The following is a 14,809-nucleotide window of genomic DNA, read 5'->3' as shown; positions in this document are numbered from 1 at the left end:
TTTGTTTCTACTTAAAAATAATTAAAATATGCATTGAAGGCATATTTATATGCGAATAAATTTTTGCTTTTATTTCCGTTTTGCTTAATTTGCTAATTAATATGCTTTAAAAGCTATTTCATGAGTGAGAAAGTATTCAACCGGATTAAAGCTGTTCTGGCAGAAAAACAAAAGTCCAATAAATGGTTAGCGGAAACGTTAGGGATGAATATTAACACTGTTTCTAAATGGTGTACGAATAAAATTCAGCCTACGGTGGAGACGTTGTTTGCGATAGCGGAGGTGTTGGAGGTGGAAGCTGGGGAACTGTTGGTGAAGAGACGGAAAGATTAAAAGTCGTCGGTCGCCGGGGTAAATCGTATAATTGGAGGTCGACGACTGGTGGAGGTTGAAAAATGGGTATATTGGGTTAGGAAACGCCCTGCTGGTAAGGGTGGGATTTGAGAATTTGAAGGGTTTTAATTGTACCATAAAGGAATTGAAATGAACAAATCCCAGATATTCCTATTGATGATATTGTTTGTTTTAATTGTACCATAAAGGAATTGAAATAATTCGTGACTTCCGGGCAACCATTAATTCAGTTATCGTTTTAATTGTACCATAAAGGAATTGAAATACATTTGAATCAAGGGCAGCTTTAATCTTTGGCTGCCAGTTTTAATTGTACCATAAAGGAATTGAAATTGCTTATATGCACCACCCGTAAGATTCTGCAAGAACAGTTTTAATTGTACCATAAAGGAATTGAAATCACTCGCGGCACCAGTAATACCGACACTCCTTCCGCTGTTTTAATTGTACCATAAAGGAATTGAAATGTGTATGGTGTGAACATAGCCAAATCTGCACCCCCATGTTTTAATTGTACCATAGAGGAATTGAAATGACCCTAATGCGGTGGATAATACAGATTTGAACTTCTGTTTTAATTGTACTATAGAGGAATTGAAATGGTAATTCACCATTTATTGCATCGCTCAACAGGTGGTTTAAATTGTACCATAGAGGAATTGAAATATAATACCAGTATACACCTTCGTCATGTAATCAATGTTTTAATTGTACTATTGAGGAATTGAAATAGGTCCATCATGAGGCCCAGGGCCTTTACATACACAGTTTTAATTGTGCCATTGAGGAATTGGAACTAGTTAGTTTCCCGTGATAGGGCGATATCTTTCGTGTTTTAGTTGTACCATTAAGGAATTGAAACTGATCGTTTAGATGAGCAGCTGAAAATTCAACGACGTTTAAATTGTACCATAAAGGATTGAAATGACTATATGTACTTGAAAGAAGCGGCGGACGGCACAGTTTTAATTATACCATAAAGGAATTGAAATTCGTCCGCAATGTCCGTAAAGCGTGGATACTTCGGTTGTTTTAATTGTACCATATAAGAATTGAAACCGTTTTTCGGTATCTTATTGACCATCACAATTAATTGATCCTAAAACAATTTAATAATTTTATATGATTGAATAAGAAATTTGATTTCTTGATTTTCCTCCTCTCCCATTTTTCCCTTAAATTTATATCACGTTTTTAACCCGAAAATTTTAACCAATGTACATCTACAGAACTATCAACCATCCTGAAGGATGGAAAGGGTTAGCCGAATTTGAAATCCGGGATAACCAAATCTTCACTACTGTTCATCATGCCAGTGGCACGCATACGCAGCCTTGGTTTGAAATCTCCAATGACAAAGTCTATCCGACGGTGTATCATCCTAACGGACGCAGTTCTTTTCCATGGTTCGAGATCAATGGAAGTAATTTGAAGGCGTCAGTGCATCACCCGAAAGGAGTGCATGGATTGTCTTGGTACAAGATACAGTAGGATTCCTGATGAATAAGAGGTGTTGTAAAACACCTCTTATTCCATGATATCATCTTGTTTAAGGTAGATATTGAGCAGTGCTTCTTCGGAGATGTTTATGCCTCTACGTTGTAACCCTAGTATCCTTTCTTCATAAAACCGGTGGATCAGCTCCTTTTTGTAATCGTTTTCTCCATGATGGAAAGCCCTATGGCAGGTAGGGCACAAAGCGATGATGTTTTCTACCACATCGAGGCTGTTGATAAAGTTATCTTGATTGGCCATAGGTAAGAAGTGATGTGCTTCTACAAAAGGGTGTTTGTTCTTCTGAGAAGTGAAGGTCTCATGCGAAGGATTTATTTCGCATTTGTATTGAGCGCGTACTAACGCATCAGACGAGATGCCCGCATCCCTCTTCCATTTGGAGGGAGCGCGAGGCTGTAGCGGTGGCCTGGGTATAGGGCCATCAGGTAATTGAACCGGTGTTGCTGTTTGTATCTCTTGTTGAAAATCATTTTCTGTTGGAACTGTTTTATGGACGATGTCAGCGCCTATTTCTAGTTTCATCATTTGATACAATGCCACCATCTTCTGAAGATCATCCAACAACATTTGATCATCTGGCATTTCGTCAATAAAATACACTTTATGAAAGACGGTGCCGTAGATATATCCCTTGGTACGTGTTCTTTCTGCCAATAGACCTAGTTCTGTGGCGGAGAAGGAAGTGCTGGTGTCAAATTGATTTCTTAACCCGTATTGGTTTTTGAGAATGATTTTCCGCCCCATTCGAGCGCCATATGTTTTCTCGAACTGTGTCCATCCTAGTGATAAGCATAGGTAAAACTTCGTCATTCTGGGATCAAACAGGTAAACAAGATAATATCCCTTTTCTGGGGAGTTGGTAATATCTGTGTCCAGGATGCACAAGTTGGGTACTTCGGTCATGTACCCTTTACCTACAGATCCTCTGAAGCTATATTGGTCGCTAGAAAGCCCCGATTGCTGTTGCAGCAATAATGGAAGTTCTTCTGTTAATATTTTTGTTGAACGAAGATGAGCATAAGATTTATCCGTGGATTCCTTAACACTATTTTTCTCGCCAGGATAAATATCTATAAATTCAGAGAATAGTTCTGTCAACATGATTCATGGGTTCGCATCAATAATACAAAATATTACTTATACCCCGCCGCCTGCAGCTCAAACAACTCCGCATACTTCCCTCTCCGTTCCAACAGCTCTTCATGACTCCCAATCTCGGCCAGCTGCCCTTTCTCCAGCACCAGTATCCTATTGGCCATACGCACGGTAGAAAACCGGTGCGATATCAACACGGCGGTCTTATCTTTTGTGAGGTCCGCGAAGCGAAGGAATACATTGTATTCCGCCCGGGCATCCAATGCTGATGTAGGCTCGTCAAGGATGAGTAACTGCGCGTCTTTCATATAGGCACGGGCGAGGGCGATCTTCTGCCATTCGCCGCCGGAGAGATCGATACCTTGATTGAAACGCCGGCCGAGCATTTGTTCGTAACCATGCGGCATTTTTTCAATCAGCGGTTCAGCAAGACTCTGCCGCGCTGCGTCTTCTATCAGGGCGTGGTTGTTTCCCTGATCGATGTTGCCGACGGCGATATTCTGGGAGACCGTCATCTGGTAGCGTTGATAATCCTGGAAGATAACGCCGACCTGTGTACGTAATTCGGAGAGGTCATATTCACGGAGATCGATGCCATCAAGGAGGATACGGCCTTCTACGGGATCGTATAACCGTGCCAGCAGCTTGACGAGCGTCGTTTTTCCGGCGCCGTTCTCCCCTACCAGGGCCAGTTTCTCGCCGGCATGGAGGGTAAAGGTAAGGTGACGGATAGCCCATTTATCGGAGTGTTGGTATTTGAAGCCAACATCCTCGAAGGTGAAACCTTGCTGGATGGGACGAGGAAATGGTCTTGGATGCTGGGGGGAGCGCATCAGCGGCTGTATCTCGAAGAAATCGAAGAGGTCTTTGAGGTACATAGCGCCTTGTGTTACGCTGGAGAAGCGTATCAGGATGCCCTGGAAGGTAGTCCGCAGCTGCCGGAAGGAACCGGCGAGGAAAGCGAGGCTACCGATGGAGAGCACTCCGCTGACGGTTTGCATGATGATGATGACATAAGCGGCGTAGTAACCGGCGCTGCCGAGGAGGGCGAACAGCGTTCCCCAGACGGCATGTCTTGATTCGAGGTTCTTTTTATCGTTGTAGAACTTATCGGAGATTACGCGGAAGCGCTGTATGAGGAAGTCGGAGAGGTCAAAGACCTTCACTTCTTTGGCGGTTTCGTCGCTGGCGCCGAGGTAACGGATATAATCCAGTTCGCGGCGATCGGAGGTTTGGCCCCAGGTGAGGCGGTAATGCAGGTGGTTAAAATGCGATTCGTTCAGGAACGCCGGGATGACTGCTACCAGTAAAAGCAGTATCAGCCAGGGATTAAAGACGATCAGGCCGGCGGCGAGGAAACCCATGGTAATGAGGTCCTGTACCTGGCTGAATACCTGCGAGAGCAGGATGGTACGCCCGATGGTCTGTTGACGGGCACGTTCCAGTTTGTCGTAAAATTCGGAATCCTCAAACTGGTCCAGGTCCAGGGTGGCGGCATGTTCCATGATTCTAACGGAGGTATGGTTGGCTACCAGGTCGCCTAACAGGCTGTCTATCAGGGAAATCGCCCGGCTCATACCGTCGGATAGGATGGCTAGCCCAAATTCCAGGGCGACGAGTTGCCATAACAGTTGCGTGTTATGGTGCGTGTTGTCTTTAGCAATCAGTACTACTTCATCGATAATCAGTTTACCGACGTATAACAGCGATAGCGGCATAGCGGATTGCGCAATGCGAAGCAGGCCGTTCGCAATTGTCAAACCGCGACTGGTTTGCCATACCATCCGGAAAAAAGCGGGGATATTACTAAGGGCGGCCAGTCTTTCTTTAAAGGTGAGCTTATCTTCTGCTGCCCTTGAGCGTTTCTTGTGAGTGGAGCCATACTTGTTCATACTATTAATTTACGGAAAAATGCCATGCGAAGCGGGTTATCATTTCCCTATATTTGTTCCTGAGAATGCAAAAAATCAGATCTACATGGTAGCACTTTTTGTTATAGTTGTGGCCGCGGCCGTTGTAATCGGAGGCGCGGTGACTGCCGTCAATCTGCAGTCTGCGCAGTGGGCTTCTTTTGAAGATTAATTACCTGCTTTACCACATTATTGCCGTCCTCCAATAGGGGGATGCGGCTTTTTGCTGCGTCATATCAACACATATAGCTTGGACCTACGATGAATCACACCGCTGTACAGAGTAAAAAGAACCTGCTGACATATTTAGGGGAAAAGGAATGGCTGATTATGTTCCTTTGGTTTGGATTGGCTTTTATTGGCGCCATTACGGAAATATCCCGGGGCAATATCAATAACTTCCTCGTTTTCAAGAATGTATTCTTCCACCTGATCCATCAGCAACCCCTTTATATCGAGTATCCTCAGGAATACTACGATGTGAACCTGTATGGCCCTGTATTCAGTATTGTGATCGCGCCTTTCGCCGGACTGGAAACCAAAGTAGGCGCATTGCTGTGGGCTATGACCGGCGCCGCAGTGTTGTACTACGCTATCCGCCAGTTACCGCTGGCGCGTCTTCAGCAAAACATCATTCTGCTGTTGTGTACACAGGAACTAATGGGCGCCAGCGGCTGGTTTCAGATGAACCAGTTCATAGGAGCGTTTATCATCCTGACTTTTGCCTGCATCGTGAAAGGGAAAGATATGACGGCGGCATTCCTGATCGTACTGGGAACGCTGACGAAAATATACGGCATCGTTGGACTGGCATTCTTCTTCTTCAGCAGTAATCCTAAACGGCTCATTGGTGGCCTGTTACTTTGGGGCGCGGTTCTGTTTGCGCTACCGATGCTCATCTCCAGCCCGCAATATGTTATAAACAGCTATTTTGAATGGTATGCAGCCCTGGCGCATAAGAATGAGCTGAATGAGGCGGTGACTACCATCTTCCAGAATATCTCCGCTGGCGGATTCATTCAGCGGGTATTCCATCTGCAGGGCTTAAACGATTTCTATATATTGATCCCTGCGGTGTTGATTTTCCTGTCACAATACATCCGGCTACCGTATCGATACAATTCCCGTTATCGTTTATACATGCTGTGTTCCGTGTTGATGTTCCCGGTATTGTTTAGTAGTAGCTCGGAATCACCTACTTATATTATCGCTATTCCTGCTATCTGCATCTGGTATGTATTACAGCCGGCTACCCGTTTAAATAATATATTCCTGTTTTTCGCCATATTGCTGGTGAGCTTCTCTCATTCCGATGTGGTGACCCCCTGGGTCAGAAAGAACCTGGCAGTGCCTTATGCGCTGAAAGCATTACCTTGTCTGGTACTTTGGTTGATGATTGCCGTGGAGATATATACCAAACAGTTCCTGAAAAAACCGGCGAAGCCGGAGGAAGCGACGACGTCGCTCGAACCAGCGGGACAACTTTAGTAATTAATCTTCGCGCTCCATTCGCTGCATCTTCGCGAACTACTCGCCTCATCTTCGCTTGCTACTCGCGCCTCTGCGCCCTTACTTTCACCTTTGCGCCCTTTGCGTGAAAAAAAAGTCATTAAAAAGTGCCGCTGACCCCGTATATTAGCTTGCTAAAAGGATTTAGTTATGAATATGGGATTTAGGATCGGTGGCGCGCTCACCCTGTCGGCCTTGATGCTTAACGGTATCCCGGCATCGGCGCAGCAAAAGGGCTTTATTGAAAGCAGACCGGTAGCGGCAGTCGACCCTTATATCGGCTCCGGTGGCCACGGTCACGTATTTGTAGGTGCCAGCGTGCCTTATGGCGCGGTTCAGGTAGGACCTACCAACATCGTTAAAGGATGGGATTGGTGCTCCGGTTACCACTACTCCGACAGTGTTGTGATCGGTTTTTCTCAAATGCACCTAAGCGGTACCGGTATCGGCGACCTGGGCGATGTGCTGATGATGCCTTACACCGGTAAAGTCCGCACCAACCGCGGTACCCAGGAAAACCCTACTTCCGGCTATGGCTCCCATTATTCCCATGCCCGCGAAAAAGCCCGCCCGGGTTACTATGCGGTAAAACTGGACGATTACAATATCGACGTGGAACTGACTGCCTCTGAAAGGGTGGCGTTACATAAATATACCTTCCCGAAAAATGAACCTTCCAACATCATCATCGACCTGAAGGAAGGCATCGGCTGGGATGCTCCGGTAGAGACCTTTATCCGCAAGGTAGATGACTACACCCTCGAAGGCTACCGCTACTCCAAAGGCTGGGCGGTAGATCAGCGTGTATGGTTCACCATTAAATCCAACGTACCGGTAAAACAATTCCAGGTATTTGAAGGAGATAACAAACAGGCAGGCATCTCCCTGAAAGGAAAAGAAGTAAAAGGCGTCATCTCCTTTGAAAAATCTCCGGGACAGGTCATGCTGAAAGTCGGCATCTCCCCTGTCAGCAGCGCCAATGCATTAGCTAATATCAACGCCGAAATGCCGGGTTGGGATTTCGCTAAAGTAGTGAACAGCGCCAATGCCAAATGGGATAAGGAACTGTCCAAGGTGGATATTCAAACCAAAGATGAAGCGGCCCGCCGCGTGTTCTACACAGCGCTGTATCACACCATGATAGACCCCGCGCTGTTCAACGATCACGATGGCAGCTACCGTGGCACCGATAAAAAAGTATATCCCAATCCAGGCTTCGATAACTACTCCGTTTTCTCTCTCTGGGATATCTACCGCTCTGCGGCGCCGCTGACCACTATCCTCCATCCGGAGAAAGTGAACAGTTTCGTCAACTCCATGATCACCATTCACAAACAGCAGGGCAAACTGCCGGTATGGCCGCTCATGGGTAGCGAAACCAACTGTATGGTAGGCTACCATGGGGTGCCCCCTATCGTAGACGCCTATCTGAAAGGGTTCACCGGCTTTAATGCAGAAGATGCTTTTGCAGCCATGAAAGCTACTTCCATGCGCGATGACCTGGGTGTTAAATATGTAAAGGAAAGAGGTTATATCCCGGCAGATAAAGAATATGAATCCGTGTCCAAAGCACTGGAATATGCGATCGACGACTGGTGTATCGCTGCCATGGCTAAAAAGATGGGCAAACAGGAAGATTACGAATACTACAAAAAACGGGCAGCCTACTATAAAAACTATTTTGACAGCAGCATCAAATTTGTACGTCCGCGTATGGCTGATGGCAGCTTCAAAACACCCTACGATCCGTTTAACTCTATCCACGAGAAAGGCGATTTCACGGAAGGCAACGGCTGGCAATACACCTGGCTGGTACCACAGGATGTGGAAGGCCTGATCAACCTGATGGGTGGCGATGAGGCGTTTACCCGTAAACTGGATAGCCTCTTCACGGCTAAAGGCGATATGGGCGCGGAAGCATCCAGCGATATCTCCGGCCTGATCGGTATGTATGCGCATGGTAATGAACCCAGCCATCATGTGACTTACATGTATGCTTTCGCAGGTAATCAATGGAAAACAGCGGAGAAAGTAAGACAGGTGATGAAAGCGTTTTATTTCGACCAGCCGGAAGGCCTCGCCGGTAACGAAGACTGTGGTGCAATGTCTTCCTGGTACGTTTTCTCTTCCCTGGGCTTCTACCCTGTAAACCCCGCCAATGGCGTATATGTGATGGGTAGCCCCCTGTTTGACAAGGCTTCGGTGAAACTCGAAGGAGGTAAAACCTTTACCGTTCAAACGATCAATAATAGCAAGGATAATATCTATATCCAAAGCATGACACTTAACGGTAAACCATATACGAAGAGTTTCATTACTCACCAGGATCTGGTGAAAGGTGGAACAATGGTAGTAACCATGGGCAGCAAACCGAACTATAACTTTGGTAAAGCGGTAGCAGACAGACCCGCAAACAATTTGTAGATTTTGTTATTTAGATATTTAATTATTGTTGTTAGGAATTTAGTTATTTAAAAAAGGTCCAGGTAATGGGCATTAAAATAACTAAATTCCTAAATAACAAAATTTATACGCTTTCCGCCAATACGCGTAATACTTCCGGCGTCATGCTACCGAAAATGGAAACCCCGGCAGCGCCATTGTCTACAGCCAGTTTCACGGCTTCGCGCAGATCATTGTAATTGTTATTAAAATCAGGCAGATACAATCCGGCATATAACGGGAACGCACCATGTAATGTCTTCACGCCTTCAGCTACGGCATCGCCTATCCAGGTAATGTTTTCACGGTAGAAGCCGTGGTAGATCATCGGCATAACTGCATTCAGCGGCCAGTTGGTCCAGTCCTGGCGTACAATACGTTTCGCTATTTCCGGTGTAGGGAATACCGCCGCGGAAATCGGTTTGTTATGTTGCTTTGCTACCTGTGCAAGATTTTTTACAACGTGCGTAATACGGTCGTAGCGGAATTTACGCCAGGACGGACTTTGATCCGGATGCTCTATTTCCAGCGGATCTTTGCCATAGGTTGTTTTATAAGCACTGCGGCAATCGCTGCAGTAACAGAAATCATATTCCGGCAATTCCTTCGATTGATCGATACCATAGTGGCTCCAAAGATTTACCGGCAGGATAACGTCGCAGAAACGGACGTAGTCAAGATGGATACCATCTACGTAATCTTTGGACAGCGCTTGTTCTACCTGTGATTTCAGATAGTTCACCACTTCCGGTTTGCTGGGACATAACCAGCGGTAATAATCCACATAAGGAGGATGATTGGAGCAGGACTCGCCTTTGCGGTTCACGGCATACCATTCCGGATGACTGGCCAGCAGCTCTTTTTCGCCCCGGTTCATGGTCCATATCCAGCGATGCGCTTTGATACCACTGGCTTGGGCTGCTCTGAAATGTACCTCGCTATCGGCTTCAAAAAACAGATCGGTGATGCCTGCTTTGCGATAGGTAGCGTAACGTTTTTTCAGTTCGTCTGCCTTTTCTTTAGGATTCGGATTAATCCATACCCGGTGCTGTACACCCATTTTCTCCATGGACTGCGCCGCTTTCGCGGTACCTGCTGCGAGGGCGGGGAGCGCCGGTTTGGCCAGTGCCAGACCACCCAGTCCCATTGCCTTGATAAAATTACGTTTATTCATAAGCGTTATTTTCTGTCGATGGTGATACGACCTTCCTGGTTAATGTAAATCGTACCGTTAAAATTGCTGCCCTTTATACCGGCGGTGAACTGGTTGCTGATGCCTTCCAGTTGCAGTGTGTAAGTGGCGCCGTCGGCGGCGGTTTGTTGGGAGGGCATTTTCAACTCCCGGAGGTTAGCGGCAAACTTACCGTGACCCTCAAAGTAGCGTACCTGCTCATGAAAGAGCTGCCACAGGTATTGTTTGGCAGGTTCGGTAGCCGGCAGCTGGAAAGGTACGGCCGCACTGCCTGTGGGCTGTGTGCTGAATTGCAGGTATCCCCACCTTTCAGGTGCATGCATGTTGATGATATCCTGTGGAGACCATACCCAGTTGTGTTCCGGCTTTTTCAGCTTCACATACTGGTTGTCTTTTATGTCGGTATCCCATTCTACCCTTGAGAAATTGATGCGCCAGGTGCTGCCATCGGAAGGACGGCGTACATCATTAAAGAAACGCAGCGCATTGAAGGGTATCGCCATTTCCACCGTCCACTCCTTGTCTTTATCGTTAGGCTGATTGAGGGTGCCGTTAATATGAACGGCGGTTTTAAGCCCTTTAGTATCCCAGTTAAGCAATGCGTTGCCGCCCAGGCGATAGGGCTTGCTCATGAACAGGTCCATCACGGTGTTGTAAGCATTGATTTCCAGTTCGAAATACTGGTGCGTGTCGCCGTCCGGATCGATGAATACTTCAAAATCGTTGTCCTGAAATATAATCGCATCGTGGTCTTTTAAAGTAGCCCAGATGTGTGGTTCCTGCATCACCGCTGCAATGTAGAGGTAATGTTCGTCCCACATCATTTTTACGCGGGTACGCAGTGGTGGCTTGGGTTTGGCATCTCCTTCAATATCCACGAAATCTGCCGTCCAGGGTACCTGTTCCCAGGATTTTTCCGACAGCTTGCCATCAATCGTAACACTGTCCGGTGTATGATAACATACATAGTGGCGGGGTGTACCGGTAAATGGTTTGAAGGCTTCCGAAAATGTTTGGGCTGATACATCAGCACTCATAGCAAATAACCCAATAGCAATAACCAAAAGACGGGCGACCGGTTTCCTCCGTCGCTCACGTTTGAATGAACTTCCCATTTCTGACTCGTTTGAACTCTAAGCTGGTAGCTCCGAAATTAATTAGCAATCCAATTTCAATATTATGCGCCTCAAGATAGTTAATAGTTTGCGCAATGTGTGCATTACAGGGTTAAAACAAACTGTCTGCTCAAATTACAACAGCTGTATGAATAAAAAAACCTGATTGGAAAGTGTATTCCAATCAGGTTTCTATAAACAGGGAAAAGGTATCCTACCAAATCCTCACGCGAAGACTATCCGCTCTCCACATACCATCCCCTTCTTTCAATCCATACACTTTATAAAAAGCATCCACATCGCTGAAAGGTCCATTCACCCTGAACTTAGCAGGTGAGTGTACATCTGTCAATACTCTCCTCGCCAGGTCTTCTTTTTTGGTGTGGCTTAACCAACCCAGGGAGTATCCCATGAAGTAACGCTGTGACGGAGAGTAACCGGCGATCGGCTGATTTTTCCTGAACTGCTCTGTTTTCTGGAATGCATCCCAACCGAGCAGGATACCGCCAAGATCTGCAATATTTTCGCCGAGGGTAGCTTTACCGTTGATACGCAGGGAGTCTACTACTACATAGGAATCGAACTGTTTCACCATCACGGCTGCACGTTGATTAAATTTCGCTTCATCTTCTTTGGTCCACCAGTTTTTCAGGTTACCATCCGCATCAAACTGACGGCCTTCGTCATCGAAGCCGTGTGTGATTTCGTGACCGATGGTGGAAGCGCCGGCGTAGCCATATACGATGGCGTCGTCGAGTTCTTCGTCGCGTTTGCCGGGAACGGTGAAGATACCGGCAGGCAGCACGATTTCGTTGTTGCTGGGGTTGTAGTAGGCATTGTACGTCTGGGGGGTCATGTCCCATTCGGTGCGGTCTACCGGTTTACCCAGTTTGTTGACCTGGTAGTTATGCCACCATTGTTGCGCGGCTTTCACGTTTTCTGCGTATGACTGTTCTTTGATAGCCATTGCGGAGAAGTCTTTCCACTTATCAGGATAACCTACTTTTTTAGTGATTTTAGACAGCTTATACAGTGCTTTCTGTTTGGTGCTGTCGCTCATCCAGGTAAGGTTTTCGATACGTGTTTTCAGTGCGCCGCGGATATCTTCTACGAGGTTTTCATAGCGTTTTTTAGCGGTAGCATTGAAGAATTCTTTTACGAACAGCTGCCCCAGAGCCTCACCCATTGCGCCTTCTTCAGTATCGAGTACACGTTTCCAGCGAGGTTTCTGTTTCTCCTGACCTTTCAGCAGGGTACCATAAAAAGCAAAGTCCGTGTCGGCGATGTTATCGCTAAGCGTGGAAGCTGCGCTGTTGATCAGGTGCCATTTAAGATAATTTTTCCAGGTAGACAGTGGCTGCGATTTTACTGCACCGCTCAATGCGGTATAGAACTCAGGCTGACCAACAATGATCGTATCGGCGTGACTGTTAATGCCTTGTTGTTTGATAAACCCGGCCCAGTCAATATTACCGGCGATCTTATTTAAATCGCTCACGGCCATTTTGTGATAGTTGGCTTCCGGATCGCGCAGATCAGCCAGTTTACGGCTGGATTTGGCCAGAATGGTTTCCAGCTCTACTACGCTGGCAGCAGCCGCTTTGGCGGCGCTGCTGTCCATGCCGGTGAACTGCAGCATTTTCGCAATATGCGCGGGGTATGCCTTCCTGATTTTGGCGGTACGGTCATCAGTATTAAAGTAGTAATCGCGGTTAGGTAAACCGAGACCACCCTGGTAAAACTGCAGTGCAATTACTTCACTGTTTTTAGCATCCTGTGCAATGTAAGGGCTGCAGAAAACATTGGTGAAGATGTTCTGCTGTGCGGCAAGGGTAATTAACTCCCCGGTGTTGGTTACGGCATCGATAGCTTTCAGATCGGCCTCGATAGGTTTAATACCGGCGGCATTGATGGCGACAGAGTCCATCCCGCTTTTCCAGAAGGCTGCGATTTTACGGGAGATATCATCGCCCGGTTTTTCCACTGCCTGTTCGTTGATAAGACGGAGACGTTTGTACAGCTCTTCTTTTACCAGGTTGCCGATGCCCCAGGAACTATATTCCGCCGGGATAGGGTTTTGTTTGATCCATCCACCGTTGACATAGTCGAAATAATCTTGTGCGGGGTTTACGGTGCTGTCTACGTTGGCGGCCAGGACGTCGGGCGTGGTTTGTTGTTGGGTGCCCGACTGACCCTGGTTGCAGGCGGTCATACATGCAATGCTGGCAATGCTGACGCCTGTGAACAGGTATTTCCTCATAAGTGCTAATTGGTTTAAGGCTGGAAAGATAAATTTTTTTGACCACTGGCAGCTTAAAATGAACTTAATACTATGTATATTGAGCGATAGTCAACCACTTTCCCCTATGATCACTAAACTCTCTTCCGGTCGTATCTTGTCTATCGATGCTTTTCGCGGAATCACCATATTGGTAATGATTTTTGTTAACAGCGTCGCTGGTGTGGACGGTATTCCTTCATGGATGCAACACGCGCATGCCAATGAAGACAGGATGACCTTTGTGGATGTGGTGTTTCCGGCATTCCTGTTTATAGTGGGAATGTCTATTCCGTTTGCGATCAACAGCAGGCTGACTAAAGGAGATAGTTTCTGGCAACTGCAAAAACATATCTTGTGGCGTACACTGGGATTGCTGGTGCTGGGAGTGTTTATGGTAAATACGGATGGTCTCAACGCTAATGCAACAGGTACGAGTAAAGCCGTATGGGCGTTACTGTTTTATGGCAGCGTGATATTGGTCTGGAATGTATATACTTTTCAGCAACGCTGGATCAGTTGGGTACTCAAAGGTATCGGAGCGGTGATATTGATCGTACTGGCTTTAATATATCGTGGCGGAGAAGATGGTACGCATTACCTCTCGCCGCAGTGGTGGGGTATCCTGGGGTTGATAGGATGGGCTTACGTGTACGCCTGTATGATTTACCAGTTTTTTAAAGGTGTACCTGGCGCTATTTTCCTGATGATAGCGGCGTGTATTGGATTTTATATTTTGTGTCAACAGCCGTTTATGGAAAATGGCGCGTTCAGCTGGCTGACGACGCAGGCGGGGAATGCAGCGCATACGTCAATTGTACTGTGTGGTATGCTGCTGACTTTATTTTATTTTGATGAAGACCTCGGTCTGACGGGCAGCCGTCTGGTAAGCAGGGTGGTCGGTTTCTTTGCGCTGCTGGTGGTGGCGGGAAGTCTGTTACGGCCTGCTTATAAGCTGTCCAAGATCAACGCAACGCCCAGCTGGTGCCTGTATTGTTCCGCTATCTGTGTGGCTGTTTTTTCACTTTTGTATTTTTTGATAGATGTAAAACATTTGAGCAGATGGACTTCCTTTTTTAAACCGGCGGGATCTAATCCGCTGCTCACCTATATTCTGCCCGATATCGTGTATTTCGGGATGATCGCGTTAAGCCTCAATCTGCCAGCGGTTTTAGGGCAGGGTCTCCCGGGCATCATCTGGTGCGCATGTTTCGCGGTGGCTATGCTGTTCCTGGTAAAAGGGCTGAATAAATTGCATATTCGCCTGCAGCTGTAACTATATTCCCCACTCTTTCGTTCTAGCTTATACGTTATGTAGAAAAATATCTGCATGAACAACATCCGTAATTGTTTGTTGTAACGTAGATATGGTAATGGCATTTCGTTTGTCGTCGGATTC

General features: G+C 46.7%; 10 protein-coding genes. 4 read left to right on the top strand and 6 right to left on the bottom strand.

Annotated elements, in window-relative coordinates; genetic code table 11:
- The first annotated feature begins 120 nt into the window (after window positions 1–120).
- Window positions 121–333, top strand: a complete 213-nt coding sequence (locus tag ICL07_RS13870; protein WP_188088495.1) for a helix-turn-helix transcriptional regulator — start codon at window positions 121–123, stop codon at window positions 331–333.
- 1,548 nt (window positions 334–1,881) lie between these two features.
- Here the strand turns inward: ICL07_RS13870 and ICL07_RS13865 are convergent.
- Together ICL07_RS13865 and ICL07_RS13860 are read right to left on the bottom strand one after the other, a co-directional pair.
- Complete coding sequence (locus ICL07_RS13865) at window positions 1,882–2,970, bottom strand: MrcB family domain-containing protein (RefSeq protein ID WP_188088494.1); 1,089 nt, start codon at window positions 2,968–2,970, stop codon at window positions 1,882–1,884.
- A 32-nt stretch (window positions 2,971–3,002) separates the two neighbouring features.
- A complete protein-coding gene (locus tag ICL07_RS13860) occupies window positions 3,003–4,856 on the bottom strand; it encodes an ABC transporter ATP-binding protein (protein WP_188088493.1) in 1,854 nt (617 codons plus the stop codon).
- 279 nt (window positions 4,857–5,135) lie between these two features.
- On the opposite strand from ICL07_RS13860, the gene ICL07_RS13855 reads away from it, so the two are divergent.
- Complete coding sequence (locus ICL07_RS13855; RefSeq protein ID WP_188088492.1) at window positions 5,136–6,362, top strand: glycosyltransferase family 87 protein; 1,227 nt, start codon at window positions 5,136–5,138, stop codon at window positions 6,360–6,362.
- Between the two features lie 171 nt (window positions 6,363–6,533).
- Window positions 6,534–8,807, top strand: coding sequence for a GH92 family glycosyl hydrolase (locus tag ICL07_RS13850; protein WP_223151831.1), 2,274 nt, complete (start codon window positions 6,534–6,536; stop codon window positions 8,805–8,807).
- 103 nt (window positions 8,808–8,910) lie between these two features.
- Here ICL07_RS13850 and ICL07_RS13845 read toward each other — a convergent pair whose 3' ends face one another.
- The 4 genes from ICL07_RS13845 to ICL07_RS13830 all read right to left on the bottom strand — a co-directional run bounded on the left by ICL07_RS13845 (window position 8,911) and on the right by ICL07_RS13830 (window position 13,392).
- Entirely contained in the window at window positions 8,911–9,999 is a 1,089-nt protein-coding gene (locus ICL07_RS13845) for a family 10 glycosylhydrolase (RefSeq protein WP_188088491.1), read from the bottom strand.
- Window positions 10,000–10,004: 5 nt separating this feature from the next.
- Window positions 10,005–11,054 (bottom strand): carbohydrate-binding family 9-like protein, encoded by a 1,050-nt coding sequence (locus ICL07_RS13840; RefSeq protein ID WP_188088898.1) that lies wholly within the window; start codon window positions 11,052–11,054, stop codon window positions 10,005–10,007.
- A gap of 55 nt (window positions 11,055–11,109) precedes the next feature.
- On the bottom strand, window positions 11,110–11,229 hold the full coding sequence (locus tag ICL07_RS32795) for a GxxExxY protein (protein WP_425490617.1): 120 nt from the start codon (window positions 11,227–11,229) through the stop codon (window positions 11,110–11,112).
- Between the two features lie 117 nt (window positions 11,230–11,346).
- Window positions 11,347–13,392, bottom strand: coding sequence for a M13 family metallopeptidase (locus ICL07_RS13830; RefSeq protein ID WP_188088490.1), 2,046 nt, complete (start codon window positions 13,390–13,392; stop codon window positions 11,347–11,349).
- Window positions 13,393–13,498: 106 nt separating this feature from the next.
- Here ICL07_RS13830 and ICL07_RS13825 point away from each other — a divergent pair, with 106 nt between their 5' ends.
- Complete coding sequence (locus ICL07_RS13825) at window positions 13,499–14,686, top strand: DUF5009 domain-containing protein (protein WP_188088489.1); 1,188 nt, start codon at window positions 13,499–13,501, stop codon at window positions 14,684–14,686.
- Window positions 14,687–14,809: the final 123 nt, after the last annotated feature.

It is taken from the genome of Chitinophaga qingshengii (genome assembly GCF_014529935.1).
GTDB lineage: Bacteria > Bacteroidota > Bacteroidia > Chitinophagales > Chitinophagaceae > Chitinophaga > Chitinophaga qingshengii.
Note: the sequence above shows the minus strand (reverse complement) of the source record. Positions and strands in the feature narration are given on the sequence as shown.

Bases quoted from the DNA above. Each gene is read 5' to 3' on its own strand.
- ICL07_RS13870 (WP_188088495.1), top strand. From the start codon at position 121: ATGAGTGAGAAAGTATTCAACCGGATTAAAGCTGTTCTGGCAGAAAAA.
- ICL07_RS13865 (WP_188088494.1), bottom strand. From the start codon at position 2,970: ATGTTGACAGAACTATTCTCTGAATTTATAGATATTTATCCTGGCGAG.
- ICL07_RS13860 (WP_188088493.1), bottom strand. From the start codon at position 4,856: ATGAACAAGTATGGCTCCACTCACAAGAAACGCTCAAGGGCAGCAGAA.
- ICL07_RS13855 (WP_188088492.1), top strand. From the start codon at position 5,136: ATGAATCACACCGCTGTACAGAGTAAAAAGAACCTGCTGACATATTTA.
- ICL07_RS13850 (WP_223151831.1), top strand. From the start codon at position 6,534: ATGAATATGGGATTTAGGATCGGTGGCGCGCTCACCCTGTCGGCCTTG.
- ICL07_RS13845 (WP_188088491.1), bottom strand. From the start codon at position 9,999: ATGAATAAACGTAATTTTATCAAGGCAATGGGACTGGGTGGTCTGGCA.
- ICL07_RS13840 (WP_188088898.1), bottom strand. From the start codon at position 11,054: ATGAGTGCTGATGTATCAGCCCAAACATTTTCGGAAGCCTTCAAACCA.
- ICL07_RS13830 (WP_188088490.1), bottom strand. From the start codon at position 13,392: ATGAGGAAATACCTGTTCACAGGCGTCAGCATTGCCAGCATTGCATGT.
- ICL07_RS13825 (WP_188088489.1), top strand. From the start codon at position 13,499: ATGATCACTAAACTCTCTTCCGGTCGTATCTTGTCTATCGATGCTTTT.